Below are 26,011 nucleotides of genomic sequence, written 5' to 3' on the forward strand. Positions count from 1 at the left end.
AAAAGGGTCTGGCGAAAGGCGAGCCCCGCCCGGGCCAAGGCGGTATCAGTACATGTACCGGTTCCGGAAACGGAGCCTGTCGAATTTTTCGATGGATTCCCGGTCCACGTTTTTTCCGATGCGGACCATCAGACAGTTTGCCGGGTGGGAACAGATCTCCGGATCATCGGTGGCAAACCATACGAGCCCGCCCGCGTTCATCATTTTTTCCATCACCTTCCGGTATTCCCAAACGTCCAGCCCGGTTCCCTTCAAATCCCAGTGCCAGTAATATTCCGTCGTGATGATAATGTAATTTTCCATCGCCTCGTCCATCATGGCCAGCCGCAGCATTTCCTTCCCGACGGATTGGCCGCGGTAGGGAGGCGCCACTTCAATGGCCCCCAGCTCCAATAAATTTTCCATTTTTTCTTCCGCCCATCGTTCCAGCGGGTCCGGATAATGGAAGGTGACGTAGCCGACGATGGTATCTTCGTCTCTGGCGATGATGATCCGGCCTTCTTCCAATCGGGCGATTCCGATCAGGGCTTCCTTCTGTTCTTCCGGTTCGCGGAAAGCCACCAGCCCTTCATGGAATTTCAGGCCGGCGATGTGCCCGGGCTGAACGGGACCTTCAATGACCAACGTCTTTCCGTTTTTCAGTTCCAGTTTTTTTGAAAAATATTTCTTCGGATGCTCCACTGCCGCCACCCCTTTCAAGCGGATCAAAAGATTGAAAAGCGAAGGGAAAGGATTCGCTGGGCGGGATTGTTTGCAACGGAAGCGCGACGGAAAATGGCGCGGCTTTTGCCGGAACGCGCCGCTGCCGTCCGTGCCGGATGAAAGCCCTTACTCAACATTAGTATAACAGGAACCGGCGGAGGAGGGGAACAAGATGTTGGCGAAAGATTTACAAATGAATGAAAAAACGGGGAAAAACAAAAATTGAGAATTGTAGTTTTCTATACTATAATAATCTTTGTAAACGTTAACAGAGGGGTGAATGGGTTTGAAATTGGAAACGCTGCCGGTCAAACAAGGGGACTACAATCTGAAGAACTATGAAGAAGCCTATCGGAATTTTCGCTGGGAAACGATCGAAGCGGACTTTTCCTGGCATAAGACGGGAAAAGTCAATATGGCCTACGAGGCGATTGACCGTCATGCGGAGGGATTCCGCAAAAACAAGATCGCCCTTTATTTCCGGGACCAGAACCGTTACGAAAAGTATACGTTTAAGGAAATGAAAGAATTGACCAACAAGGCGGCCAACGTTTTAAAGGATATGGGCGTGGAAAAGGGGGACCGGGTCTTCATCTTTCTGCCCCGTTCTCCGGAATTGTACTTCGCCCTGCTCGGGGCCATCAAGCTAGGGGCGATCGTGGGGCCGCTGTTTGAGGCCTTCATGGAAGGCGCCGTCCGCGACCGCCTGCAGGACAGCGGCGCGAAAGTGCTCGTCACGAATCCCGAACTGTACAAAAGGGTCCCCGTCCAAGATCTGCCGGATTTGAAAAAGATCTTGCTCGTCGGGGAAAAGATTGAAGAAACGGATCGGATCGCCGATTTCAACAGGCGCATGGCCGAGGCCGACAGGCATTTGGACATCACCTGGGTCGGCCGGGAGGACGGTTTAATCCTTCATTACACCTCCGGTTCGACGGGGAAACCGAAGGGCGTGCTCCATGTTCATAACGCCATGATCCAGCATTACGCGACCGGAAAATGGGTGCTGGATTTGAAGGAAGACGATGTTTATTGGTGCACCGCCGACCCGGGCTGGGTGACGGGGACTTCTTACGGCGTGTTCGCCCCATGGCTGAACGGCGCATCCAGCGTGATTGTCGGCGGCCGGTTCAGCCCCGATGACTGGTATAAAACGATCGAAGATTTCCGGGTGACGGTTTGGTACAGCGCCCCGACGGCATTCCGGATGCTGATGGGCGCCGGGGACGAGCTGGTCAAAAAATATGATCTATCCTCCCTGCGCCATATTTTAAGCGTCGGCGAGCCGCTGAACCCGGAGGTGATCCGCTGGGGGTATAAAGTGTTCGGGCGGCGGATCCATGATACTTGGTGGATGACGGAAACGGGAGCGATTTTAATCAGCAATTATCCGTGCATGGAGATCCGCCCGGGCTCGATGGGAAGACCGATTCCCGGGGTGGAGGCGGCCATCGTCGATGATCAGGGGAACGAGCTGCCCCCGTACCGGATGGGCAATTTGGCGATTAAAAAAGGCTGGCCGTCCATGATGCGGCAAATTTGGAACAACCCCGCCAAATATGAATCCTACTTCCTCCCGAACGGATGGTATATTTCCGGAGATACCGCCTATATGGACGAAGATGGATATTTCTGGTTCCAAGGGAGAAAAGACGATGTCATTCTTACTTCCGGCGAGCGGGTCGGCCCCTTTGAAGTGGAAAGCAAGCTGGTCGAGCACCCCGCCGTCGCCGAAGCCGGCGTCATCGGCAAGCCGGATCCGGTGAGGGGGGAAATCATCAAAGCCTTCATTTCCCTGCGGGAGGGGTACGAACCTTCCGAGGAATTGAAAGAAGAAATCCGCCAATTTGTCCGGCAGGGGCTCGCCGCCCACGCCGCGCCGCGGGAAATCGAATTCCGCGACAAACTTCCGAAAACCCGGAGCGGAAAAATCATGCGCCGGGTGCTGAAGGCGTGGGAACTGAATCTCCCCGCCGGGGATTTGTCCACAATGGAAGATTGACGGGAAGCGGATTTTCGGGAAACCGCCCTTGCCGCCGGAGGGTTCGGCTGAAAAAAGCAACCCCGTTCCGAAACGTTCGGAACGGGGTTTCCTTCTATCATCGCGGAAGAAATCGGATTGCCAAGAATCGGGAGTCCGTCCCGGGCGTCCCCGGATCGCCCGCGGGGAAAAGCGGCCATCCTCCCTCATTCTCCGGATGAGGGAGGCGGTTCCCCGGGAACAACCGGGGAAGTGCCGGGGGGATCTCCCTGATTGCCGGGGCCGCTTTCGTTCCGGAAGGAGCCGGCGGCGACGATGTTGCTCAACGGCGATTCCTTCCCGGCTATATCCACGGCCGTCACGGCGAACTGCCCGGATCCGCGGACCGGGAAAGCGAGCTGTTCCCCCGCCCGGATGCTGGCCAGCACCCGCACCTTTTCCCCGTTGTTCACCAGGTAAACCCGGTAGCCGACGATATCCTTTTCCGGATGGGCCTTCCAGCGGATGGTTTGCCCGGACATTGTGATGTTTACGGGAGAAGGAATCTTTCCGTTTTCTTCCATGACCGCATCCGGGATTAAAATTTTGGACCATCTGCCCGTGTTCGGCAGCAATTGCCGCGGATCCTTCAAGTTCGGCGCCATTTCTTTGACGAATTCGGGGCGGAGGATCCATCCTTCCTGAACGAATTCCCTCGGGGTCGAATCCAGGGCAAGATATTTTTTGCCGCCGATCGCCACATATTTCCCCAGGATCAGGTTGTCATCCGTTTTTGTCGGAGCGTATTTGGCGATATAATAGTCGGAAGCGGTCAACCCGGCTTTCGCGCATGCCGCCGAAGGAAGGAGGCCGGAGACCGCGCAATAGGTCCGCTTGACGATTCCTCCGGACATTCGGAACCGTTCCTTCGGGGCGATGAAATCCGGATCCGCATCGTAGGCCGCGTTCATCAGCTGGGCCCACAGGCGGAGGTGGACGCTCCGGTAGGATCCGGGGATCGTTTTCGGCGTGTCATAGCCCATCCAAATGCCGGCCGTGACGTTGGGGTTCAAACCGACGAACCAGATGTCCCTCGTCTCCTGGGACGTCCCCGTCTTGCCCGCCCAGTCGGCGGAAAACTTCAAATAGCTTGGAAGGGCCCTTGCCGTCCCGCCCCTTACCACATCCCGCATCATATCGATGGTTAAATAGCTGGCCTGCGGGGAGTAGACTTCGACCGGTTCGCTTTTGTGCTCGTAAATGACCTTTCCTTCGCCGTCGACGATTTTTTCGATCATGTAGGCATCGACAAATTTCCCGCCGTTGGCGAAGGTGCTGAAGGCGTTCGTGTTTTCTTCGACGGAAACCCCGTATCCCAGCGCCCCGAGTGCCATCGACAAGTTGGAGTAATCGGACGGCGTCAATTTGGAAAACTTCATTTTTTCCAAGTAATGCTCTACGGGGTTTTTCGGCAATACCTTTTGATACAGGTAGACGGCGGAAACGTTGTACGAATGTTTCAGCGCCTCCCGGGCGGGAACGAGGCCGTAATACCGGTTTTTGGTGAAGTTGGACGGCCGGTACACGCCGCTTCCCGTCGGAATGGCCAGGGGCACGTCCGCCAGGACCGAACCGGGGGAGGCGATCCCCATGTCGATCGCCGGGCCGTAGACGAGGAGCGGCTTCATCGTCGAACCGTTTTGCCGGTAGGCCTGGGTGGCGTGGTTCAAATTTTCCCGCTCGTAATCCCTGCCGCCGACGAAGCTGAGGATTTTCCCCGTTTTGTTCTCGATTAAAACGGCCCCCACTTCCATCGGCTCCGCCACGGTTTTCCTTTCCCCGGTTTCCGGATCGTCCACCGTTTCCCGGAGATCGGGGCCGTAGCCATTAAAGTTTTTTACCACTTGCTGCCATTTGTCGTAAATCTCCTTGTCGATCGTCGTGTAAATTTTGTAGCCGTTTTGCCGGAGATTCTTGTAGGCCAGCGATTGATATTGCCGGTACAGGACCTCGCTGTTTTCGATGTCTTCATCGGTGTAGCCGTCTTCGGTATAAAGTTTTTTCATCAAGATTTCCACGGCCCGCCGTTCCACTTCCATCGTCAAATAAGGATATTTTTCCAGCGGTGATTTTTGCGGCGGGATGAAATCTTTGACGATGTCGTATTTCAGGGCCTCTTCATATTCTTTTTTGGAAATGGCCTTCGTTTCATACATCCGTTTCAACACGGTTTTGTAACGGTTCAAGCCGTACTGCAGGTATTTTTGCTCCTTCAGCTTGCCTTCTTTGGTAAAGGGCGTGTAGCGGAACGGGCTTTGGGGAAGGCCGGCGATGTAGGCCGCCTGCGGAAGATTTAAATCCTTCGCGTCCACGCCGAAGATTCCCTTGGCGGCCGCCTGGACTCCCGCGATGTTTTTCCCCGAGGAATTTCGCCCGAAGGGGGCCACATTCAAGTAGGCTTCCAAGATCTCCTCTTTGCTGAAAAATTTTTCCAGCCGGAGGGCGAGCAAAATCTCTTTCGCCTTCCGTTCAAAGGAAACTTCATTCGTTAAAATTTGGTTTTTAATTAATTGCTGGGTCAAGGTGCTTCCGCCGGATTGGACGGCGGAGTTGCTCACTTCCTGGAACAGGGCGCGCATTACCGCCTTCGGGACGACCCCGTTATGCTCCATGAAGTTTTCGTCTTCGGTGGCAATGACCGCCTTTATGAGATATTCGGAAACCTGGCCGATTTTTACCTCTTCCCGTTCCACATCCGAACGAAGTTTCCCTAAATATTCATTGCCGGCAAAATAAACTTCCGACGGTTCTTCATAATCGTAAATATCCTTTTTCATGCTTTCGTAGGAGCGGATCTTTTCATCCTTGACGAGGGAGGCGAAGTATCCGGCGCCCACCCCGGCCGCCGCGGCGATGCCGAGAACCGCGAAAATCATGAAAAGAAGGAGGAGATTCCAAACCACGGAATAAGTAATGCGAAATAATTTCAAAGTTTTTGGGTCGGTAACCCTTTCCTTGATGACAGCATACAGGGACTTTACTTTATCCCATCTTTCATTTCCCATGCGCATTCCCCCTAAAATCATATCCATTATAGCATAGATGGGGGCGGAGATTTGACAAGAATATCTTTCTTATGCTAAATGTAATTGGTAAGAAACGTTCCATATTCGGGCGATGACAGGGGCCAGTAGTTCTTCTATCCCTGTTTTCAGAGAGCTGATGGCCGGTGCGAATCAGCACAAATAGAAGAATGAATTACCCCCTGGAGCATTCACTGTGAACATGGAAGTAGCAGTGGACGGGAAAAACCGTTATCTTTCAAAGTGGAGGAGTTTTCCTCAAGTTGGGTGGTACCGCGGATTTTATTCGTCCCTTCGTTTACGAAGGGATTTTTTTATGAATCGGGAAAAAATGCCGCCGGACCTGTCCGCCGGGAGATGAAAAAGGCCTTCGGTTTCGCCGGATGGTCCGGACCCGAATTCCCATCCGGCGCCACGGCCCGTTTTAAAAAGAACATCGGTTTTTGCCGGTTTATCCGGCGAAAAAGAAGCAATACATCGAACAACCTTTTGGAGGGATGCAGGATGAACTTGTTTGAAGACTTGAAATTCAGGGGACTAATCAACCAGGTAACCGACGAAGAAGGGCTGCAAAAGCTGCTGAACGAAAACAGGATCAAATTGTACTGCGGCTTCGACCCGACGGCGGACAGCCTGCACATCGGCCATTTGCTCCCGATCTTAACCTTGCGCCGTTTCCAGCTGGCGGGACATCAGCCGATCGCCCTCGTGGGCGGGGCGACCGGCCTCATCGGCGACCCGAGCGGGAAAAAATCGGAGCGGTCGCTGAATTCGGTGGATGTCGTCCGGCACTGGAGCGAACGGATCAAGGAACAGCTCTCCCGCTTCCTCGATTTCGACCGTCCGGACAATCCGGCCATTTTGGCCAACAACTATGACTGGATCGGGGAAATGGACGTCATCACGTTTTTACGGGACATCGGGAAAAACTTCAGCGTAAACTATATGCTGGCGAAGGACTCGGTGCAGTCGCGGATCGAGGGGGGCATTTCCTTCACCGAATTCAGCTATATGATCTTGCAATCCGTCGATTTTTTGAATTTGTACGAAAAGGAAAACTGCCAGCTGCAAATCGGCGGAAGCGACCAATGGGGGAACATTACGGCGGGATTGGAACTGATCCGGAAGAAGACGCAGGATGCGAAAGTTTTCGGCATGACGGTTCCCCTCGTAACGAAGGCCGACGGAACCAAATTCGGTAAAACGGAAGGCGGCGCGGTCTGGCTGGATCCGGAGAAAACGACGCCCTACGAATTTTATCAATTCTGGATTAATACCGATGACCGGGACGTCGTCCAATATTTGAAATATTTCACCTTCCTTTCCAAGGAAGAAATCGGGGAACTGGAACGGGCGACGCAAGAAATGCCGGAAAAACGGCTGGCCCAAAAAGCCCTCGCCGAAGAGGTGACAAGGCTCGTCCACGGGGATAAGGCCCTCCGACAGGCGGTAAAAATATCCGTGGCCCTGTTCTCCGGCGATTTGAAAAAATTAACCGCCGATGAGGTGAAGCAAGGATTTAAGGATGTGCCTTCCTACACGTTAACCGAGCCGGAAATCCCGCTCGTCGATCTTCTGGTACAGGCCAACATCTCGCCGTCGAAGCGCCAGGCGAGGGAAGACATTGCCAACGGCGCCATCTATATTAACGGGGACCGGATTACCGATCTCCAATATACGGTTTCCGGAAAAGACAAGATTGAAAATCAATTCATCATCATCCGCCGGGGAAAGAAGAAATATTTCCTCATCCGGGCGTAAAATCCCTGTGAAATCCTTTGTTAGTCTGTGGAAGCCCGCCGGAACGGGGAAGAGGGAGTGGGATTTTTGGTCAAACGGCCCCTTCCCCCGCGGCCGGCGGGCCGCCCCCGGCAGGAATCCGGCGCGGCGTTTTCGAAATTTTTCTTTAATTCCCGTCCACAGCGTGCGGAAGTTCGGCGGATTGTACAGCGGGATGAATCATCGTTTTTAAGGGGGGAAAAGGGATGCGGGAAATTCCCTTTGCGAAAATCGATCATATCAAGGTCGGCCATGCCCAAAATCTGGAGGCGGGAACGGGCTGTACCGTCGTCCTCTGTGAAAAAGGGGCTGCGGCGGGCGTCGACGTGCGGGGAAGCGCGCCGGGGACGAGGGAAACGGATCTTTTGAACCCGATCCATCTCGTCGAACACGTCCACGCCGTCCTGCTGACCGGCGGAAGCGCCTTCGGGCTCGATGCGGCGTCAGGGGTCATGCGCTATTTGGAAGAAAAAAACATCGGGCTCGATGTGGGCGTGGGGAAGGTGCCGATCGTTCCGGCCGCCGTCCTTTTCGATCTGAATTTGGGGGATCCCGGCGTCCGTCCTGACATGGGGATGGGCTATGAAGCTTGCCGAAACGCTTCCAAGGACAACACCGAAGAAGGGACGGTCGGGGCGGGCACGGGGGCGACCGTCGGCAAGCTGTACGGGCCTTCATTCGCCATGAAGGGAGGGCTCGGAATGTACGCGCTGCAGGCCGGCCCCCTGCAAGTCGGCGCCCTCGTCGCCGTCAATTGCTTGGGCGACGTGGTGGATCCGGAAACGGGGAAAACCGTGGCCGGGCTCTATGATTTCCGGGAAGGAAAATTTTTGTCGACGGAAGCGGAAATCATGAACGGCGCGTCCAATCCCCATTTGCTGAACGGGAACACGACCATCGGCGTCGTGGCCACCAACGCCAAATTGACGAAGGGCCAGGCGGCCAAGATCGCCCAGATGGCCCATGACGGATTCGCCCGGACGATCCGTCCGGTTCATACGATGTACGACGGGGATACGATCTTCGCCATGGCGACGGGGGAAGCCGAGGCGGACATCCACGCCGTCGGCGTTCTGGCGGTCAAATGCGTGGAAAGGGCCGTGGTCCGCGCGGTGAAAAAGGCCCGCTCCCTGCACGGCTATGTCAGTTTCGGCGATTTGGAAAAGAAGTCCGGAAACGATTCGTAATGCCCGGTTTTGCGTTGCCGTTTTCCTCCCGGCAAAAAAGCTCCCTTCATCCGAAGGGAGCTTTTGCCGTGTTTTCACTATTTTTTCGCCAGTTCCAGCACCGCGTCCTTCCCGGCTTCCACCCGTTCCGGCGCGACGGGGGCGACCGATCGGAAATCTTGCGGATTCGTAATGATCACGGGCGTAATGGTGCTTTTTGCTTCTTTGGCGATATAATCCAGATCAAATGTGACGAGCAGATCGCCTTTTTTTACTTTATTTCCCGCCTCCACATGGACCGTGAAGCCGGTTCCTTTTAAAGCGACGGTTTCCAGCCCGATATGGATCAGGATTTCCGCCCCGTTTTCCGCCTTTATTCCGAGGGCGTGCTTGGTCGGGAAGACTTGAAGGATTTCTCCGTCCGCCGGGGAAACCACCTTCCCTTCCGAAGGCCGGATTGCGATGCCCTCACCCATCATTTTTTGGGAAAAAACCGGATCCGGCACCTTTTCCAGGGGAACCGTTTCCCCGGAAAGAGGGGCAAAAACTTGAAAATTGTCATTTCCTGAAGATTTATTTTTGCCGAACCATTTTTTAAACAATGAAAAGACCCTCCCAAAAAAATGTCACAGAAGTATTATACACCTTTTCAAAAAGAAAACCCAAGCAAACGCCGGCACATCCCTTGTCCCCGGGCTTAAATTTTTGCGGATCAAAAGAAACCGGCCGCTCCCGCCCCGGAGCGGCCCCGGTTCCGATCGTGTGAAAACGTTTAAAAATATGATATACTGAATGGGAAGATCCAGCGTATGCAAAATATAACTTTTGATGTGAATAATATCACAATTTTCCTTATCTTTCAATATCCGAAACCCGGTTTCGATGAGGTGGCAACGATGTACCGACTGAAGCAGATCTACGAAGCGTTGGAACGATTGGAGGAAAAAACGGGGCAAGGCGTTTCCGCCCGAGAACTCGGCGATTTCCTGAAGATAGACCGGACAACAGCAAGCCGTTATTTAAATGATTTGGAAAGGCAGGGGAAGGTGGTGAAAATCCCGGGAAAACCGGTGAAATACAAAACTGCATCCGCCGCGAAGACCTTTCCGTACGCCGGGGGGGATTTCTCCCTGCCGCCGGAATCGCAGGGGAGCTTGCAGCCGATTGTCGAAGCCGGCCTTGCCGCCCTGCTGTATCCGGGCAAATCCCTTCCCATATTGTTGACGGGGGAAACGGGAACGGGGAAAACCCATCTGGCCGAGACCCTTTCCAAATTGATCAGCGAAAAGGCCAACCGGCAAATCCCGTTCATCGTGTTTAACTGCGCCGATTACGCCCACAATTCGGAACTTCTCGTCGGTCAAATATTCGGCATTAAAAAAGGGGCCTTTACCGGGGCGACCGAGGATAAAATGGGCCTTGTCGAACAGGCCGACGGCGGGATCCTCTTTTTGGACGAGATCCACCGGCTTCCCCCTTCCGGACAGGAAATGCTCTTTTATTTGATGGATAAAGGGGTGTACCGCAGGCTCGGGGAAACGACGAAGGTGCGGAAGGCGAATGTGACCCTCGTGGGCGCGACGACGGAGGACCCGGGGAAGGTGCTCCTTCCCGCCCTTTTGCGGCGGTTTTCGGTGAAGCTCCATCTTCCCCCGCTTCGGGAACGGACGGCGGAAGAAAGAAAGGCGCTGATCGACCACTTTTTGAGGGAAGAAGCGGGGAAAATGAACGCGGATATCGCCATTACCGATCCTTGCCGGCAAGCCTTTTTGACCTATCCCTGCCCGGGAAATATCGGGCAGTTGAAAAGCGATATCCAGATCGCCTGCGCCAACGCCTATTTACGTTATTTAACCCAAAAAGCGGACCAGGTGACGATCACGGAGGAGGACCTTCCGGAAACGGTGAAGGAGGGAATTCCCGACCATTCTTCCCGGGGGCGGCCGATGCGGACGATCAATGTGAATCGCCCCCAAAGGGGAGAGTTTGTCTTTCCGAATATTTATCAGCGCTTGAGGCAAGCTTCGCGGAATCCGGACGATAAGGAGCGGGTGGAGAAGGTCATCCGCAGCTATATCCGGGAACTGTCGGAAAAGTATCCGGGGCGGGCGACGGACAATAGCTGGAAAAATTTGATCGATGAAGATCTCCTCGGGGCTTTGAAGGAAGCGAAAACGATATTGGCCCAGGAGCATTCCATCCGCATCGACATGAACCAGCTTTACGTCATCGGACTGCATTTGCAGAACTATCGCATCCATTTCGGCCACGAGTCTCCGAACGAGGCGCTGCCGGTCATCCAACACCCGGATGAGGCGAACCGGCTGGCGGCAAACAAACTCGCCGAATGTGTGCAAAAAAGGACCGGCATGCTTCTGCCGCGGGAAGAAATTGAACTCATCGCGTACTTTTTAAACGACGGCCGGCAGGAGGCCGGCGTCCCGGAGGAGCAAAAAATCGCCGTGATCCTTGTCACCCACGGGGAATCCACCGCCTCTTCCATGGCCGACATGACCAATGCCTTGTTGGGAAGCCGGGTGATCCACGCCGTCGACATGCCCCTTGATGTTTCCTATTTCGACATCTATGAAAAAGTGAAACAATTGATCAGCGGGCTATCCGGCGTAAAAGGCGTCCTTTTGCTCGTTGACATCGGTTCCTTGATTACGATGGGGGACAAGCTCAAACATGAATTCAATCTGCCGATCCTGACCCTTCCGGGGGTCAACTTGGCGATGGCCCTCGAAGCGGGGAGGATGTCCCTCGTCCCCGATATGTCCCTCGAAGATGTTTATCAGGCGGCGAAACGGGCGATGTCCTTGATGCTGGAAAAGGATATCAAAGGTTCCGGCGTGAACAAGCGAAGGATGATCGCAACCGTCTGTTTTACGGGGGAAGGGGCCGCCCAATTGCTGGAGACGTGGCTGGAAAACCATCTGTCCTCCCTCGATGAAGACGTGCTGATCCGTCCCGTCCGCATCGATCCGATCACGAAGGATACGAGCGTGCTCCATGATTTGAAAAAATATTACGACGTGATCGCCATCATCGGAACCGTTCCCGTTTCCTTCCCCGGCATTCCCTACATCCCGGCCTGGGAATTGCTGAAGCAGGAAGGAATCTCCCGGCTCACCAAGCTGCTTGAGGTGACGAGGCCGGCCCCGAGGATGGAAGAACAACGGGAAAAGGAAGAAGAGGAAGACGTATTTCAGCTGATTGTCCGGGGGCTGGGAGAAATCGTCACCTGCGTCAATCCGAAAAGCATCACCAGCCTGTTGAAGGAATGCATGCCGGCCATAAAGGCCTACTATTCCTGGGATCCGGACCGGGAATTGGGGATGTGGATGCATATCGGGGGATTGATCGACCGGATCATTTCCGCCCGGATCCAAAACCAGGAGGAGCAATTGGTGAAAAACATCCCGATCGACCGCACCGTCGCCGTCAGCGAAGAAGAGGCGAAGGTTTGGGAGCCATTGCTGAAAAAAATCGAAAAAACCTTTCATATCCGGATCCCGGAATTGATCAAAAAAGAATTGGTGAGACTGTCCCGCTGATGTGTGCAAGATTTTTGCACACATTATTTTTTTGCCCGCCTTTCCCTTGTTCCGGCCGCGTTTTTTTCAGTTGGCACGCAATTTGCATAATAAAAAGGATGAAAGGAAACTTTAATCAATATAAAAGGAGGGGAGTGCTTGAAAAGATTTTTCCTCGGTTATGCCCTGGCGTTTTCGGCGGTTTGGATCGGTTACGGAATCTATTCCGCGTTTGCCGGTTTTCCGCATGCGGCGGCGCTTCTGGTCTTCGGCCTCGCTTTTTCGGCCGTCCTGTTTCTGGCTTCATGGTTTTCCTATTGGTTAATGGGTTATTACAAAAATGCGGATCAATTGACGGAAAAGATACTCGGCAAAAAATGAAAGGAGAGTTCTGGATGGAAAACAAACCCATCAAATTGATCATTTTATGCAGCTGGGGGGCGACATCCAGCCAACTGGCCAAAAAAGTGCAGGAAGCTGCGGAAAAAAGGGGCATCGCCTTGGAAGCCCATGCCGGCGGAACCGGGGAATTTAAACAAAAGGCGGGAGAATACGACGTGGCCTTGCTGGAACCGCAGGTGCGCCACTTGAAGCGGGAAGTGGAAAAAACGGCTGAAGCCCACCAAATTCCCGTAGAACTGGTGGATCAACGGGCCTTCGCATTGATGGACGGGGACAAGGTCCTCGACCAAGTATTGAAAATTTTAAATAAATGAAGGACGGTTAAGAAAATCGGGAGGGAAATGAAATGATAGAATGGATGGAAAACCATTTGATGGAACCCTTGGGTCGGATGGCCCAAAACAAATATTTGCAAGCGATCCGCGACGCCTTCGTCATCTTCGCATTGCCGGTCATCCTCACCGGAGCCCTGTTTTTGATCATCGCCAACCCGCCGACCTCTTTGAACTGGGGCATCATCGATGCGTGGGAAAACGCCGTCAAACCGATACAAGGGCAATTGCTGTTTCCCTTTAATCTCACCTTCGGGATCATGGCGTTGACCGTCGCCTTCGGGGTCGGTTACAGCCTGGCGAGCCGGGAAGACATGGACGCCGTCATGGCCGGCATTTTGTCGATGCTTGCCTTTTTCATGACCGCCTTCCCAGTTGTCGACATTACGAAGGTGCCTTTCGGGGACGTCCTGAATTATTTGGGCGGACAAGGTTTGTTTGTGGCCATTATTTTAGGGATCTTAACCACGGAATTTATGCGTTTCCTGCTCAATAAAGGCATCACCTTCAAGATGCCGGACGGCGTTCCGCCCTATGTCATGCGGACGTTCAGGGCGCTTCTGCCGTTCATGATCATCCTTCCGCTCGTCTGGATTTTGGCTTGGATTGTCTGGGCGAATTTCAAGGTCACCATACCCCAATTGGTGCTTGATTTGTTCAGCCCGCTGGTCGCCGCGTCCAACTCGTACTGGGCGGCATTGGGCATGATTTTGCTCATGCTCATCCTGTGGTCCCTGGGCATCCACGGAATGAACGTCGTTTCTTCCGTCGCCTATCCTTTCTGGATGACCCAATTGGCGGAAAACGCCGAAGCGGTGAAAAACGGCGCCGAGGCGACCGGGATCGTCACCGAGCCCTTCTTCCACATGTTTACCCATATCGGCGGTTCCGGTACGACCTTGGGCTTGACGATTTTGATGCTGTTTTCCGCGTCCGCGCAAATCCGGCAAGTCGGAAAAACGGCCATCATTCCGGCGTTGTTTAACATTAACGAACCGGTCATTTTCGGTCTGCCGATCGTCCTGAACCCGCTGATGATCATTCCCTTTATCTTGGGTCCGGCGATCGTCGTCACGTTAAACTACATCCTGTTTGCGACGGGCATCCTTCCTCCGGTCATTTTGCAGCCGCCGTTTACGGTGCCGATTTTCTTCGGCGGTTTTATCGCCACCGGCGGATCCGTGCTCGCCGGATTGGTGCAAATCGTGAATGTTCTGATCGCCACTGCGGTTTATTATCCGTTCTTCAAACGCTATGAAAAACAGCTGGCGGAAAGTGAAAAGGCCAATGCCGAACAAGCCGCGGCGGAATAATCCGCCGCGGAATCAGCAACAGCTTTGAATCTGCAGCATTTAGGAGTGGATGGAATGAATTATGAAGAGACGATGATGCAGCTGATCCTCCATGGCGGAAACGCCAGGGGGGCGGCTTATGAAGCCTTGGATAAGGCGGAGGAATATCAATTTGACGAAGCGGAAAAATTGCTCCAGGAGGCCCACGAAGAATTTTTAAAGGCCCATAAGTTTCAAACCCAGCTGATCCAAAGCCAGGAGGAAGGGACGGTCCCGAGCTTTTTCATGATCCATGCCCAGGACCATGTCATGACCGCCCAGGCGGAACTGCAGCTGATTAAGCGGCTGATCCGCCAGATCCGGCAGATCGAAAAGTTCGAAAAGCGCCTGGAGGAATTGGAAAAGAAGCTTGGGCAAAACGAATAGGAGCAGGCAAGGAATCGCGGGCTCCTACTGCAGAAAACCCGGAAGACCTCCGGGTTTTTTGTTTTTTCTGAATGGATAAGAAACGATCGGCGAAAAAAGAATGTATCCGGCGGGGCGCCCGGCAAAAGAAGGGGCGGAAGTCCGGCAAGGGCGGGGGAATGCCGGGGGCGGCACAAATCCGTTGGCGAGAGTGATGGGCCGGTGTGACAGCGGGTGAACCGGAGGACGAAAGGGGGACTTCGGCAGGAAATCCGGGATCGCTGTCGAAAGGCTATCCCAGGGAGGGGGGATTCCATGAAAAAGGAAGATTTCGTGAAGGAACTGCAATTTTTGCACAAAAATTTGTCCCATTATTTGACCTATTGGCCCGCCGGGAAGGAGGTATGGAAACCGGCGGAAAATTCCTTTTCGTTGCTGGAGCTGGCCTGCCATCTGTATCATCTTCCCGGGGACTATGCCCTGATTTTGGGCGGAAAGCTGAAGGAACTGGAAGAAAAATCAACCGGGGAACGGGAAGAGAAGGGAGCGGACGATTTAAGGGCGGTGCTGGATCACGGCATGGCGGCCCTGTTTTCCGCGATGGCTTCCTTGTCCGATGAGGAATGGGAGACAAAACGGTTCCCCTGTCCGTTTTATCCTTCGGCGACGGCCAAAAAACATCTGTTTCAACTGATTACTCATATGCACCATCATCGCGGCCAGTTCCACCTGTATCTCAAACAGTTGGGACAGCCGGTAGACACGGGAACCGTTTATTACGGCCAGACGGAGGAACAATTTTCGTAAGGAGAAACAGAACAAGCCGGCCAATCCGTGATAGAGAAGGAATTTTTCTAAAGGAAAGCCGGGCGACCAAAGGGCCTGGCACCCCGGGCGGAAACGCGCTTCCCGGGCAGCGGCGTCCGCCGGTTCCGCCCGGGATCGAACGATGAAGTCCAAGAAATTTGCATGAAAAGTAGCGAATGGGAAAGGGGTCGTATTGCCAAGACCCGAGTCCGCCGTGCGGGTCACAAAAAATTCGATCGAATGCCGGGAAAAATGAATGATGCCGGTCCCGTCCTTGCTTTTTGCAAGTCCGGTCCGGCTTTTTTTTTTAAAGGGAGACGCCGGAAACGAGGCGGTACGTCCCGTTTTTGACCCGGGCGACCCGGGATTGCCCGGTCCCCCTGATTTCGCAGAAAAACGGACGGCCGCCCTTCCCGGAAATCTCATAAAAACGAAGTTCCACCCCGACTGCAGGCAAAGCGAGATAAGGGCCGTATTCGTCCTGCCCGGAAGCGGCGCCGGCATCTGTCCCGAACAGGCGGACGAACTTCCGGAGCGCGTTTTCCGGCCGTTCCGCGGCGTATCCGATCACGGAAAGGGAAGGTTTCGCCCCGCCGTGGATCATGAACTTTCCCAATCCGGCCTCCCTTTCCCTTTCATCGGCGCCCCATTGGATAAAGAAAGGATAACGGCAGTCGTCCTCCTTCTCATCCCGGACAAACAGCATGGACCAGGTCAAGGGCCTTCCGTCCTTTCCCCGCCGGCTTCCGGGAAAGGGGCCGACCGGCTGCAAGCCCCTGCTTTTTAAAATTTCTTCCGTCTCCTTGATGTCCCGCGTCCGGATGGCGATTTGGGAAAACCCTTCCCCGTCTTTCGCGTCCTTGACGATTTGCCGGATGAGGGGATTGCCGCTTCTTTCCGCCCGTTCCCTGTCGGCGAAGCCGATCCATTCGATGTATCTTAAATCCCGGAAATAGCAGAGACAATTGTAGGTCCCCCATTCTTCGTGCCTTCCGCCCTCGATCGCCTGAAAACCAAGCCCCGCAAAACTTTCCTTCGCCTCTTCCGGTCGAAGGGTGAAATGCACGAGATGATCGAATTTCCAGTCCAACGCTTCCCCCGCCTTTCCGTTATGTCTTTTGCTTTCATATTAAAACAATTTCCGGAAAAAAATCCACTCCGGGGACTGTTTTGTCCGGAGCGGGCGCCGGTTGTTTCGTTCCGGAGAAAAGGAAAATCCCCCCGCCGTCCGTTAAATTCCCGCAATCCTTGCGGGGAAACATCGGCGGAAAGCCTGAAAGGAACGGATCCGCCGTCCAGAATTTCCGCAAATTTCCGGACAAAAAGAACGGATGGCTCCCGCGATCCGCCCGCAGGCGGGTTTCCCTTTCCGGAGGGGGAAGATTTAAAAAAATTTGAAGGTTTGCGTGCCGGGAATTGGTTCCGCCCGATCCTTTTTGTAAAATAAATATAGATTCAAAAAAGGGGGAAATGACGTGAAGAAAACATTGCAGGGGACAACCGTCCTACATAATGGCGTGAAGATGCCCTATTTCGGTTTCGGTACGTACAAGGTAAAGGAAGGGGAAGAAGTCTACAACGCCGTTAGGACCGCTTTGGAAACCGGATACCGCCTGATCGATACGGCCGCCCTTTACGAAAATGAAGAAGGGGTTGGCCGCGCCATCCGGGACAGCGGCATCCCGCGGGAAGAGATCTTTGTCACGACGAAGGTCTGGAACAGCGACCAAGGCTATGATTCCACATTACGGGCCTTTGAAACCAGTCTGAAAAAATTGGATATCGGCTATATCGACCTGTATTTGATCCATTGGGCGGTCAAAGGGAAATACTTGGACACGTGGAAGGCCCTTGTCGAGCTGTATAAGGAAGGAAGGGTCCGGGCGATCGGCGTCAGCAATTTCCAAATCCATCATTTGCAAGACATCATGGATCATTTTGATGAAATTCCGACGGTCAACCAAGTGGAGCTCCATCCCTATTTGACCCAGGAGGAACTGCGGGAATTTTGCGCCAAGCACAATATCAAGGTGGAGGCCTGGTCGCCCCTCGGCCGCGGCCGGCTTTTGGATCTCCCCGAATTGAAGCGGATCGCCGAGAAGTACGGGAAGACGCCGGCCCAAGTGGTTTTGAGATGGCATGTGCAAAATGACATCATCGTCATCCCGAAGTCGGTCCATCCGGAGCGGATTAAAGAAAATGCCGATATCTTCGATTTCGAACTGAGCGACGAGGATATGGCGGCGATCAACCGCCTGAACCGGAACGAACGTTTCGGCAAAGACCCGGATCATGTGGACTTCTGATTGCCGTTAAAAAAAGAGCGGAGGATTTTTCCGCTCTTTTCCTTTGTCTTTTCCGGGTTTCCGCGGCTATCCCTTTGCAACCGGCGGGGCGTTTGAGGCGTTCCCCGCCTTTTTCTTTTCCGCCGAAAAATCCGGATGCCGCATTTCCGGGTCCTTCAGCATCCGAGGGATATGCGAAGATGTGAACGTCCGAATTTCGCCAGGCAATCCCGGTAAAATGTCAAATCCGGCCCTGCTTTCTTCGCCAAAACTTGCCGCTCGATCACCTTTTCGCCGAGCCAGTTCATCCTTTCGGCCATTCCATCTTTTTTATTCCGCGGTTGTTCCGTTTTGCTCCATACCCTTCCAGCGGAAAATCGGCGGATCGTCCACATAAGGGGCCTCCACCTCGATGGTCTCTCCGGAGAAAGGATGGACGAAGGTCAAAAATTTGGCGTGGAGGGCCTGCCGCGGGAACACGGGCTTGCCTCCGTACAACACGTCCCCGGCCAAGGGATGGCCGATATAGGAAAAATGGACGCGGATTTGGTGGGTGCGTCCCGTCTGCAGGCGGCAGGAAACGATGCTCAAATCCCGGCCGGCATCGTAGCCGATCGCCTCATAGCAGGTAACGGCCTCCCTGCCCGTTCGGGAAACCCTCCGTTTGGACGGATGATGCCGGTCGCGGCCGATTTTTTCCGCAATGGTCCCCCGGCTGTTTTTGAGCCTGCCGTGGACGATGGCATAATAGGTCCGCTTGATTTTTCCCGAAGCCAGTTGTCGGTCGAGGAGGGCCTTCGCCAGCGGGTGTTTGGCGAAAAGAACCGCCCCCGTCGTATCCTTGTCCAGCCGGTGGACCGCCTGGATATAGCGGCTGTCCCCCTTTTTCGCCAGATAACCGGCAAGTATGTTGGACAAAGTGCCTTCGACCGTTTTTCCGTCCGGATGGATCAGCATGTTTGCCTTTTTGTTGGCAACGAGCAAATGCTCATCTTCGTAAAGGATCGAAACTTCCCCTTCCGACGGGACGATTTTCGCCGACGGTTCCGCAAAGATCGGCAGGGTCAGCTCGTCGTTTTCCTGCAGCCGGTCGGAAAATCGTCCCGATTTGCCGTTCAGCGACAGCCGGCCGCTCATCCGGTACAGATGGAGGAATTTTCGCGGGAAGTTCCATATTTCCTTGAGCAATTGTTCCACCGTCATTCCCGCCCATTCCTTCGGAATGGTGACCTTGAAATAGGACTGGATCGGCGGACCCTGTTCCATGATGTTCACCGCCTTTCTTTTTCCGCCGCAGTTGGTATCTCCGTTTCCGCTTTGTCCGCTTGGGGAACCGCCGTGGTCCGGCGTTGTGCCGCGCAAAATGGCCGAAAAGCGGATCCGCCGTGATTCGCGGGCGTTCAGCGAAAAGGGACGGAAACCTCCCGTTAAATCCTAAAAAATGCCCGCGCGGCCGCAATGGCGCCGGCAGAAGGAAAGAAAAAGGGGAAGGCAAAACGGCCTGTTCCTGAAATCAGGACCTTCCCCTCTTCCCGGCCATGCTTTTCCCCGCTGTTATTTTAAAACATTTTCCTCGAACCATTGTTCAAAGACCTCTTTTTCGTTATATCCGACAATCCGGGCGGATTCTTTGCCGTTCTCGAAATGGATGATGGTCGGCGTCGCCTCGATATCGTATTGTTCCCATCCTTCTTCGAATTCCAGCAAATTGAATAATTTTAAGTCGATCCCCAAATCGTTGCTGAGGGGGACGACGATCGGCGTCGTTTTTCTGCAATAGCTGCAGGTCGGGCTGTAAAAATAGACCGTCTCATCGTTGCCGTCCTTCAATTGGGCGGCCAATTCCTCCGGCAAAACGATGTTTTGATAATTGGGATCGTCCAGCTGGGCGATGGTTTCGCTGTGGAGGCTCGATTTTTTATACGGGTTTCCCTTTAATTTTTCCCGCTGCTGGTATACATTTAAAACCCAAATGGCGGCAAAAATAACGATGACGACGCTCAAAAAGGCGATGACTTTCTTCACCAATTGGCCTCCTTCCATTTTTTCCAGACGATGTAATTCGCCCCGGCGATCAGGATAAACGCCGTCAAGGCGAGAAAGGGGATGGTGATAAAACCGAACCAATTGATATATTGGGCCGTGCAGGGAATTCTGCCGCAGGAAATGGCGTTTTCGGTGAAAAAGGGAACCTTTTGGATCAAATAATGGTACAAGGAAATGGATCCCCCGATCACCGACAAGACCAGCGCATAAAGACTGATCCGGAAATCTTTCCGGACGACCGCCATGCCGAGCAGAACCGTCAACGGGTACATGAGAATCCGCTGATACCAGCAAAGTTCGCACGGTTCAAATTGGCGGATTTCGGAAAAATATAAACTGCCAAAAGTGGCTACAATAGAAACACACCAGCTAAAAAAAAGATAGGATTCCATCTTTTTTTGATCGTAAAACATTCGATCACCGCCTTCCGATTTCTAGTAATGATTTTAACACACTCGGCCCTTTTTTGCGTTTTCACTTTTGGAACTTTTTGCATGAAAAAAAACCTTGCGGCATGGCAAGGCTCAATGGTTTCTTTCGTTTCCTTCAGACGAAGATCGCTTCATTTTGTTCGCCGGCGGCTTTTTCGTTGGCGTATTCGGCGTAGCGGAGCAGTTCGTAAAAACAATATTCCATTCGCGTGTAGTCGTATTGGAAGTGGTAGGCATGCAAAAATTGTTCGATCTTTTTCGATAAAATGTCGTCCTTTGTCCGCACCATCAGGATGAGCAAATGGTCCCACTGGGCGAGCTTCGCGTAATGCAAGGCGCGGTCGTAATCCGCTTTATTCATGGACCCTCCTCCCTTTCAGGGGTTGTGATTATTGTGCGCGAATTTCCCCTTCTTTTACGCCCTAAAAGTTGACAATCCCCACGGAGCGGGGGATGGAATTTTTTGCCGTGAATAGGGAAACGGTCCTGCCAAATAATGAATAACAGGAAAAATCATTTCACCGGAAAAATTGCGGAAAAGAAGGGGTGCCAAGTGAAGAAATTCATTCAGCTGTTTATTTTCCTTTCCCTCGTCCTGCTTCCGTCCATGGCTTTGGCCAAGGAAGAGGACGGCTATGCAAAATACGGAAGGATAGCCACCGCCGTCGTCAGGGAAGATTATCCCGGGCAGCCGGTGACGGAATATGCCTACTTGGGCAGGGAGGAACTATCCGGAAACCGGGTTCAGGACCGGTTCCGTTTTGAGGTGAAGGAGAACGGAGTGGAAAAATTTGTGATCGTCACCGTCGTTCATGATTTGAGCAACAAAAAATTGTTGAATTTATCGGTGACGGAAGAAATGCGTAACGGATAGGGAGAGGTCGTAGGGCATTCCGGAGGGCTCCGGAAAACGCTGTCTTGCCCGATGCCGGCGGTTCCCCGATCCCGGAAGCGGGGGCCGCCATAGCCGGTATTCTTCGGCCGTCTTTCAAAGATCGGACAAGCCGGATCTGTGGGGAAGATAAACGCCGGGGAAATCGACCTTTGCCGGTGGTACGGGCGGGAAAACGCGCCGGCAAAGATCGGGCAGGCCGGACTCGCAGGCGGGAAAGGGAGCGGCCGGAGGCGTTGGAGATCGCGGGCCGCAAAAAGACCGATTGGCAAGGATGGGGCAATCAGACCTATGGACGGGAAAAACGGAAAGGCCGGACTTTGCCGTGATGGGGCGGAAGAAAGACCGCCTCGACAAAGGACCGGGCAAGCCAACCTCGCAGGCGGGAAAACCTTGGAAGAGCCGGACGTTTGCCCTAGGAAAGGCGGGAGCCGGAGAGGGGAAGGGGTTCGCCGGATCGATGGCATGAAAAACATGTCTTCGGATCCATCGGTCAAGGATCCGGATTTATTTTAACATCCGGTTCAAAAAGGCCTTCGTCCGGTCGTGTTTCGGTCCGGCGAACAGGGAGGCGGGCGGCCCCGATTCGATGATTTCCCCCCGGTCCATGAAAATCACGGTGTCGGCCGCTTCTTTGGCAAAATTCATTTCGTGGGTGACGACGACCATCGTCATCCGTTCCTTCGCCAGCTGTCTCATCACGTCGAGCACCTCGCCGGTCAATTCCGGATCCAAAGCGGAAGTGGGTTCGTCGAAGAGCATGATCTCCGGGTTCATCATCAGCGCCCTGGCGATGGCCACCCGCTGTTTTTCCCCGCCGGACAAGCGGGCGGGATAAGCGGAACGCCGCTGGCTGAGGCCGACTTTATCCAGCAGTTCCAAGCTCCTTTGCCGGATCTTTTCCTCCGGTTCCATTTTTTTTAAACGGGGGGCCAATTCCAAATTTTCCAGGACGGTCAGATGGGGGAAAAGGTGAAAATGCTGGAAGACCATCCCCATTTTGGAGGTAATCGCTTTTATTTTTTTCGGTTTTCCGTAAACCCCGTCTTCCACCAGCGGCTCCCCGGCGATGCGGATCGTTCCGCCGTCGACGGTTTCCAGGTGGATCAGGCTTCGCAGAAGGGTGCTTTTTCCGGCGCCGGAAGGCCCGATCAGGGCGACGACCTCGTTCGCATTTACCCGGAAACTGACATTTTTCAATACCGGCGTCCGGCCGTATGCTTTTTTCACGTCGGTCACTTCGATGATCGCCATTTCGCTTCCCGCCTTCTCATTGGTATTGATAGCGCCGTTCGATCCTCTTCAAGAGCGCCGTTAAGACCAGCGTGATGGCCAGGTAAATCAACCCCGCGACGAAGTAAGGCAGGGTGGTGAAATCGCGGTTGACGGCCGTTTGCGCGTAATGCAGCAGTTCCGGAACCGCCACCGCGTACAAAAGGGCGGTATCTTTCACCAATGTGATCGTTTCATTGGCCGCCGCGGGCAAGGAGACCCGGAACATTTGCGGCATGATGATCCGCGTCATCGCCTGCCATTTGTTCAAACCGAGCACCTGGGCCGCTTCAAATTGTCCCCTGTCGACGGCGAGGAGCCCGCCGCGGAAAATCTCCGCGAAGTAGGCCGCATAATTCAAAATAAAACCGGTGCAGGCGGCGACGAACCGGTCAAGGACGAGATAATCCCCGACGACCGGGATCAGGGGGAGCCCGAAACAAATGAAGAGGAGCTGCAGCAAAAGCGGCGTTCCCCGCATGACGGTAATGTACAGTTGAATCAGCCATGTTAAAGGCTTAAACCGGGTCCTTGCGGCGAAGGTAAGGAGCAGGCCGAGGGGAAGGGAGGTGCAGATGACGATGAAAAACAGAAACAATGTCATCTTCGTCCCTTCCAGCATCGGCCTTAAAATCATTTGGATGTAATCGATGGACATGGAAATTTCCTCCCGTCAGGTGAATCCTGGTAGTACCGGGTTTTGCCGGGACGGTTGGGCGCATCTTCGCCCCGGGGCAGGGCCAATCCGTCCGGTCCGGCCGGCCCCATCCTTGGCAGAATCTCCGCCATGATGCCTTGCAAAAACCGGAAAACGGAGCACGCCCTCGATCCGTCGAAATCGGATCAATGCGCCGATCTCACCGGGTATCCCTTTCGGAAATCGCAGGGGAGGTCCGGACAGGAGCGCAGCCGCGTCTGTCAAACTTTGCGTTCATCCCTTGCCCTTACTTCAAAATTTTGTCTTCCCCGAACCATTTGACGGAAATCTCCGCCGCCGTTCCGTCGGCGATCAGCTCATCCATGGCTTTTTGCAACTCCTCTAACAGCTTTTCGTTGCCCTTTTTGACGCCCACTCCGTATTCCTCCGGGGCCAACGTTTCCTTCAGGACCTTATACTGGTCTTTTTCCTTCGTCATATAGTAATCGATGACGACCTCATCGATGACGACCGCGTCCACCCGGCGGTTTTTCAAATCCGCCAAGGCCAGGACGTTATCGGCGTATTCGGTGACCGATTTGACTTTGTTTGCGATCGGGTCCGCCTTTAAAGCGTCGGCGGCGGAAGACATGGATTGGAGCCCGACGGTTTTGCCCGCCAGGTCGTCAAGGGTGTCGATGGGCGAATCCTTCAATGTCACCACCACTTGGGCGTTTTTCAAATAGGGTTTCGTAAACAGCACCTTCTTTTTCCGTTCTTCCGTGATCGTATAGCCGTTCCAAATCAGATCGATGCGCCCGCTGTTTAATTCCGATTCCTTCGTGGACCAGTCGATCGGCTGGAATTTCACCTTTTTTCCCATTTTTTTCGCCGCGGCTTTGGCAAGGTCGATATCGAAACCGACGATTTCATTGTTTTCGTCCCGGAATCCCATCGGGGCGAATTTGTCGTCGATTCCGACGATCAGGGTATCATCCTTCGCTGAGGAACCGGAACAGGCGGTAAAGAGGAACAGCAGGGAAAGGAGGGCGATAAAGCCGGCTAACCGTTTCATTCGTTGAACCACCTTTCTTGGAAGGGCTCTTTAATTTATTATCACTTTAATATATTAAAATGTTAAACTAATAAAAAAATACCACGGTTTCTCCGGGCTGTCAAACGAAAAATTTTTTGAACAGGGGGATTTTTCCCTTCGTTGCCCGATGGCCGGCAAAAAAGATGCCATAGATAAACCGCGGGCATGATACGGAAGGTTTATCCATGGCATATTCCTATCTTTGATATTGCCTTTGGGTTTGGGCCGGTCCGCTTGCGGACCGTTCATTTTGAATGGGGCCGAAAGGTTTTATTCGCCGGAGGCTGCCTCCCGAAAAAACCATTTCATCATGGGGGGCGTTACGACCGTCGTGACCAGGATCACAACGACAATACAAGCGAACATGTCCTGGCTCAGCAGTTTGGATTCGATGCCGATCGCGGAAAGAATTAACGCCACTTCACCCCTGGACACCATGGCGGAGCCGATTCCCAGCGAGCTTTTCCGATTGAATCCGGCCAATTTGGCCCCGGCCGCCGCCCCGATGAATTTGGTAAGGATGGCGATAGCGCTTAAAAGAACAATCAGGCCCAGATTTTGCGCAATGCCGGAAAACTGCGCAGAAACGCCGATGGAGGCAAAAAATACGGGAACGAAGATCGAGTAGCTGATCGTTTCAACCTTTTCAAATACCTCGTGTTTGAAGTTCGTCGTGCTGATCGCCAAACCCGCCATATAGGCTCCGATGATCGCGGCAACCCCCGCGTATTCCGCGAAATAGGCGTAGACCAGGCAAATGATTAAAGCGGAAGAAATGACCGTCTCGGTCACCTGCAACGAGGAAAACTTTCTCAGGAACCAAGGGACGGCTTTCCAGCCTGCCAAAATGGCCGCCGCGAAAAATGCGATTTTCTTTAAAATGATTGCCGTGAAATGAACGTCCTCGCCGGCCATGCTCATCAGGAACGCCAAGGCGAGGATGACCGCCACATCGTCGATGACGACGGCGCCCAGGATGGCGGTCCCTGCGCGGCTCTTTAATTGATTCAGCTCTTTGAGGGCCTGGACCGAGATGCTTACGCTCGTCGCCGAAAGCAAAAGCCCCAGAAACCAGGACTGCAGCGTGGTGAGATTTAACAGGACCCCGGCCAGATAACCGAAAACCATCGGCATGATCATGCCGCCCAACCCTACGAAAGTCGCGGCTTTTCCGGTTTGTTTGAACCGTTCGATATCCGTTTCCAGCCCGGCGATGAACATCAGCAGGATCGCGCCGATTTGACTCAATTCGGCCAACGTTTCCGTCTCGTTGACCAATCCGAATACCGAGGGACCTAAAACGATCCCGATCAGGAGTTTGCCGAGGACGGACGGCTGCCCCAATCTTACGCTCAGACTGCCCGCCACTTTCGCTGCCGCCAAAATGATGGCTAACTGAAGGATCAACATGCAAACATCCCGCCTTTCCGATTTTGATTGGCTAAAAGAAAAGGAGCCTGCCACGAGGGACACAGAAATCCCTAAGTGACAGACTCCACCTAAAAAATCCCGTATGAATGATTTTCCTTTGAATTTTAGAATATTTCAGGGAATTTGTCAAGAAAATGATTTTCAGTGTTGTTCGTCTGTGATATTGTCATATTGTAACGCTTCAGTGAAAATGTCAGTATGAGACAGGAGCGAATTCCATTGAGCAAAAAAGAATTGTAGCGTTACAAAGTCATTCGTCAATGGATCGAAGGGTATATCACGGGAAAACAAGCTGCCGAATTGTTATCGCTAAGTCTTCGTCAGGTTTATCGCCTCAAAAAACGAGTCCTTGAGGAGGATGAAAACGGAGTCATTCACAAAAACCGGGGGCGAAAACCTGCACATGCCTTATCCGAAGACATCCGGCAAAAAATCCTGAATCTCCGCCAAAGTGAAA

The 26,011-nt window shown here is 53.5% G+C and carries 24 protein-coding genes and 1 other annotated feature; of the genes, 12 read left to right on the forward strand and 12 right to left on the reverse strand.

The window, feature by feature from the left end:
• Window positions 1-45: 45 nt before the first annotated feature.
• The gene (locus A3EQ_RS0120205; protein WP_020156962.1) at window positions 46-681 is read right to left on the reverse strand and encodes a GNAT family N-acetyltransferase; all 636 of its coding nucleotides are present in this window, start codon (window positions 679-681) and stop codon (window positions 46-48) included.
• A gap of 307 nt (window positions 682-988) precedes the next feature.
• Between A3EQ_RS0120205 and acsA the strand changes: the two genes are divergently transcribed.
• The gene (gene acsA / locus A3EQ_RS0120210) at window positions 989-2,704 is read left to right on the forward strand and encodes an acetate--CoA ligase (RefSeq protein ID WP_026500115.1); all 1,716 of its coding nucleotides are present in this window, start codon (window positions 989-991) and stop codon (window positions 2,702-2,704) included.
• Between the two features lie 185 nt (window positions 2,705-2,889).
• Here acsA and A3EQ_RS0120220 read toward each other — a convergent pair whose 3' ends face one another.
• Window positions 2,890-5,727, reverse strand: a complete 2,838-nt coding sequence (locus A3EQ_RS0120220; protein WP_020156965.1) for a transglycosylase domain-containing protein — start codon at window positions 5,725-5,727, stop codon at window positions 2,890-2,892.
• Between the two features lie 103 nt (window positions 5,728-5,830).
• Window positions 5,831-6,042, forward strand: a binding site (T-box leader).
• A 207-nt stretch (window positions 6,043-6,249) separates the two neighbouring features.
• Here A3EQ_RS0120220 and tyrS point away from each other — a divergent pair.
• On the forward strand, window positions 6,250-7,506 hold the full coding sequence (gene tyrS, locus A3EQ_RS0120225; protein ID WP_026500116.1) for a tyrosine--tRNA ligase: 1,257 nt from the start codon (window positions 6,250-6,252) through the stop codon (window positions 7,504-7,506).
• Window positions 7,507-7,730: 224 nt separating this feature from the next.
• On the forward strand, window positions 7,731-8,711 hold the full coding sequence (locus A3EQ_RS0120235; RefSeq protein ID WP_020156968.1) for a P1 family peptidase: 981 nt from the start codon (window positions 7,731-7,733) through the stop codon (window positions 8,709-8,711).
• A 77-nt stretch (window positions 8,712-8,788) separates the two neighbouring features.
• Here A3EQ_RS0120235 and A3EQ_RS0120240 read toward each other — a convergent pair whose 3' ends face one another.
• Window positions 8,789-9,292, reverse strand: a complete 504-nt coding sequence (locus A3EQ_RS0120240; protein WP_020156969.1) for a PTS sugar transporter subunit IIA — start codon at window positions 9,290-9,292, stop codon at window positions 8,789-8,791.
• 294 nt (window positions 9,293-9,586) lie between these two features.
• On the opposite strand from A3EQ_RS0120240, the gene A3EQ_RS21950 reads away from it, so the two are divergent.
• From A3EQ_RS21950 to A3EQ_RS0120285, 6 genes are all read left to right on the forward strand, one after another.
• Entirely contained in the window at window positions 9,587-12,247 is a 2,661-nt protein-coding gene (locus A3EQ_RS21950; RefSeq protein ID WP_169382743.1) for a sigma 54-interacting transcriptional regulator, read from the forward strand.
• A gap of 138 nt (window positions 12,248-12,385) precedes the next feature.
• Window positions 12,386-12,607 (forward strand): hypothetical protein, encoded by a 222-nt coding sequence (locus tag A3EQ_RS0120260; RefSeq protein WP_020156973.1) that lies wholly within the window; start codon window positions 12,386-12,388, stop codon window positions 12,605-12,607.
• 14 nt (window positions 12,608-12,621) lie between these two features.
• On the forward strand, window positions 12,622-12,942 hold the full coding sequence (locus tag A3EQ_RS0120265) for a PTS sugar transporter subunit IIB (protein ID WP_020156974.1): 321 nt from the start codon (window positions 12,622-12,624) through the stop codon (window positions 12,940-12,942).
• Between the two features lie 32 nt (window positions 12,943-12,974).
• A complete protein-coding gene (locus A3EQ_RS0120270) occupies window positions 12,975-14,273 on the forward strand; it encodes a PTS sugar transporter subunit IIC (protein WP_020156975.1) in 1,299 nt (432 codons plus the stop codon).
• A gap of 54 nt (window positions 14,274-14,327) precedes the next feature.
• Complete coding sequence (locus A3EQ_RS0120275; protein ID WP_020156976.1) at window positions 14,328-14,678, forward strand: PTS lactose/cellobiose transporter subunit IIA; 351 nt, start codon at window positions 14,328-14,330, stop codon at window positions 14,676-14,678.
• 294 nt (window positions 14,679-14,972) lie between these two features.
• Window positions 14,973-15,464, forward strand: a complete 492-nt coding sequence (locus tag A3EQ_RS0120285; RefSeq protein ID WP_020156978.1) for a DinB family protein — start codon at window positions 14,973-14,975, stop codon at window positions 15,462-15,464.
• A 307-nt stretch (window positions 15,465-15,771) separates the two neighbouring features.
• Here the strand turns inward: A3EQ_RS0120285 and A3EQ_RS0120290 are convergent, their stop codons facing one another.
• Window positions 15,772-16,554 (reverse strand): VOC family protein, encoded by a 783-nt coding sequence (locus A3EQ_RS0120290; protein ID WP_020156979.1) that lies wholly within the window; start codon window positions 16,552-16,554, stop codon window positions 15,772-15,774.
• Window positions 16,555-16,939: 385 nt separating this feature from the next.
• On the opposite strand from A3EQ_RS0120290, the gene A3EQ_RS0120300 reads away from it, so the two are divergent.
• Window positions 16,940-17,770 (forward strand): aldo/keto reductase, encoded by an 831-nt coding sequence (locus tag A3EQ_RS0120300; protein WP_020156981.1) that lies wholly within the window; start codon window positions 16,940-16,942, stop codon window positions 17,768-17,770.
• 309 nt (window positions 17,771-18,079) lie between these two features.
• Here the strand turns inward: A3EQ_RS0120300 and A3EQ_RS0120315 are convergent, their stop codons facing one another.
• The 4 genes from A3EQ_RS0120315 to A3EQ_RS0120335 form a co-directional block, all read right to left on the reverse strand.
• Entirely contained in the window at window positions 18,080-19,015 is a 936-nt protein-coding gene (locus A3EQ_RS0120315) for an RluA family pseudouridine synthase (RefSeq protein WP_020156984.1), read from the reverse strand.
• 288 nt (window positions 19,016-19,303) lie between these two features.
• A complete protein-coding gene (locus A3EQ_RS0120325) occupies window positions 19,304-19,774 on the reverse strand; it encodes a thioredoxin family protein (protein ID WP_020156986.1) in 471 nt (156 codons plus the stop codon).
• Window positions 19,771-20,208: a disulfide oxidoreductase gene (locus A3EQ_RS0120330; protein WP_020156987.1), complete on the reverse strand. Its 438-nt coding sequence runs from the start codon at window positions 20,206-20,208 to the stop codon at window positions 19,771-19,773. Before A3EQ_RS0120330 ends, A3EQ_RS0120325 begins: the two co-directional genes overlap by 4 nt.
• A gap of 133 nt (window positions 20,209-20,341) precedes the next feature.
• Window positions 20,342-20,587, reverse strand: a complete 246-nt coding sequence (locus tag A3EQ_RS0120335) for a YhdB family protein (RefSeq protein ID WP_020156988.1) — start codon at window positions 20,585-20,587, stop codon at window positions 20,342-20,344.
• Between the two features lie 192 nt (window positions 20,588-20,779).
• On the opposite strand from A3EQ_RS0120335, the gene A3EQ_RS0120340 reads away from it, so the two are divergent.
• Window positions 20,780-21,100, forward strand: coding sequence for a DUF3889 domain-containing protein (locus A3EQ_RS0120340; RefSeq protein WP_026500117.1), 321 nt, complete (start codon window positions 20,780-20,782; stop codon window positions 21,098-21,100).
• 525 nt (window positions 21,101-21,625) lie between these two features.
• On the opposite strand, the gene A3EQ_RS0120355 is transcribed toward A3EQ_RS0120340, so the two are convergent.
• The 4 genes from A3EQ_RS0120355 to A3EQ_RS0120375 all read right to left on the reverse strand — a co-directional run bounded on the left by A3EQ_RS0120355 (window position 21,626) and on the right by A3EQ_RS0120375 (window position 25,533).
• Window positions 21,626-22,372 (reverse strand): amino acid ABC transporter ATP-binding protein, encoded by a 747-nt coding sequence (locus A3EQ_RS0120355; protein ID WP_020156992.1) that lies wholly within the window; start codon window positions 22,370-22,372, stop codon window positions 21,626-21,628.
• Window positions 22,373-22,388: 16 nt separating this feature from the next.
• Window positions 22,389-23,048, reverse strand: coding sequence for an amino acid ABC transporter permease (locus A3EQ_RS0120360; RefSeq protein ID WP_020156993.1), 660 nt, complete (start codon window positions 23,046-23,048; stop codon window positions 22,389-22,391).
• A gap of 286 nt (window positions 23,049-23,334) precedes the next feature.
• The gene (locus tag A3EQ_RS0120365; protein WP_020156994.1) at window positions 23,335-24,102 is read right to left on the reverse strand and encodes an amino acid ABC transporter substrate-binding protein; all 768 of its coding nucleotides are present in this window, start codon (window positions 24,100-24,102) and stop codon (window positions 23,335-23,337) included.
• A 291-nt stretch (window positions 24,103-24,393) separates the two neighbouring features.
• A complete protein-coding gene (locus A3EQ_RS0120375) occupies window positions 24,394-25,533 on the reverse strand; it encodes a cation:proton antiporter (RefSeq protein WP_020156996.1) in 1,140 nt (379 codons plus the stop codon).
• 273 nt (window positions 25,534-25,806) lie between these two features.
• Here A3EQ_RS0120375 and A3EQ_RS22345 point away from each other — a divergent pair.
• The coding region (locus A3EQ_RS22345) for a helix-turn-helix domain-containing protein (protein WP_154652874.1) at window positions 25,807-26,011 on the forward strand (205 nt) is incomplete at its 3' end.

Origin of the sequence: Caldibacillus debilis DSM 16016 (assembly GCF_000383875.1) — a bacterium.
Taxonomy (GTDB): Bacteria; Bacillota; Bacilli; order Bacillales; family Caldibacillaceae; genus Caldibacillus; species Caldibacillus debilis.

Excerpts from the sequence above, each read along its gene's own strand:
- A3EQ_RS0120360 (WP_020156993.1), bottom strand. The coding sequence starts at position 23,048 with ATGTCCATCGATTACATCCAAATGATTTTAAGGCCGATGCTGGAAGGG.
- A3EQ_RS0120315 (WP_020156984.1), bottom strand. The coding sequence starts at position 19,015 with ATGGAACAGGGTCCGCCGATCCAGTCCTATTTCAAGGTCACCATTCCG.
- tyrS (WP_026500116.1), top strand. The coding sequence starts at position 6,250 with ATGAACTTGTTTGAAGACTTGAAATTCAGGGGACTAATCAACCAGGTA.
- A3EQ_RS0120375 (WP_020156996.1), bottom strand. The coding sequence starts at position 25,533 with ATGTTGATCCTTCAGTTAGCCATCATTTTGGCGGCAGCGAAAGTGGCG.
- A3EQ_RS0120285 (WP_020156978.1), top strand. The coding sequence starts at position 14,973 with ATGAAAAAGGAAGATTTCGTGAAGGAACTGCAATTTTTGCACAAAAAT.
- A3EQ_RS0120365 (WP_020156994.1), bottom strand. The coding sequence starts at position 24,102 with ATGAAACGGTTAGCCGGCTTTATCGCCCTCCTTTCCCTGCTGTTCCTC.
- A3EQ_RS0120235 (WP_020156968.1), top strand. The coding sequence starts at position 7,731 with ATGCGGGAAATTCCCTTTGCGAAAATCGATCATATCAAGGTCGGCCAT.
- A3EQ_RS0120265 (WP_020156974.1), top strand. The coding sequence starts at position 12,622 with ATGGAAAACAAACCCATCAAATTGATCATTTTATGCAGCTGGGGGGCG.
- A3EQ_RS21950 (WP_169382743.1), top strand. The coding sequence starts at position 9,587 with ATGTACCGACTGAAGCAGATCTACGAAGCGTTGGAACGATTGGAGGAA.
- A3EQ_RS0120275 (WP_020156976.1), top strand. The coding sequence starts at position 14,328 with ATGAATTATGAAGAGACGATGATGCAGCTGATCCTCCATGGCGGAAAC.
- A3EQ_RS0120220 (WP_020156965.1), bottom strand. The coding sequence starts at position 5,727 with ATGGGAAATGAAAGATGGGATAAAGTAAAGTCCCTGTATGCTGTCATC.
- A3EQ_RS0120270 (WP_020156975.1), top strand. The coding sequence starts at position 12,975 with ATGATAGAATGGATGGAAAACCATTTGATGGAACCCTTGGGTCGGATG.
- A3EQ_RS0120335 (WP_020156988.1), bottom strand. The coding sequence starts at position 20,587 with ATGAATAAAGCGGATTACGACCGCGCCTTGCATTACGCGAAGCTCGCC.
- A3EQ_RS0120355 (WP_020156992.1), bottom strand. The coding sequence starts at position 22,372 with ATGGCGATCATCGAAGTGACCGACGTGAAAAAAGCATACGGCCGGACG.
- A3EQ_RS0120330 (WP_020156987.1), bottom strand. The coding sequence starts at position 20,208 with ATGTTTTACGATCAAAAAAAGATGGAATCCTATCTTTTTTTTAGCTGG.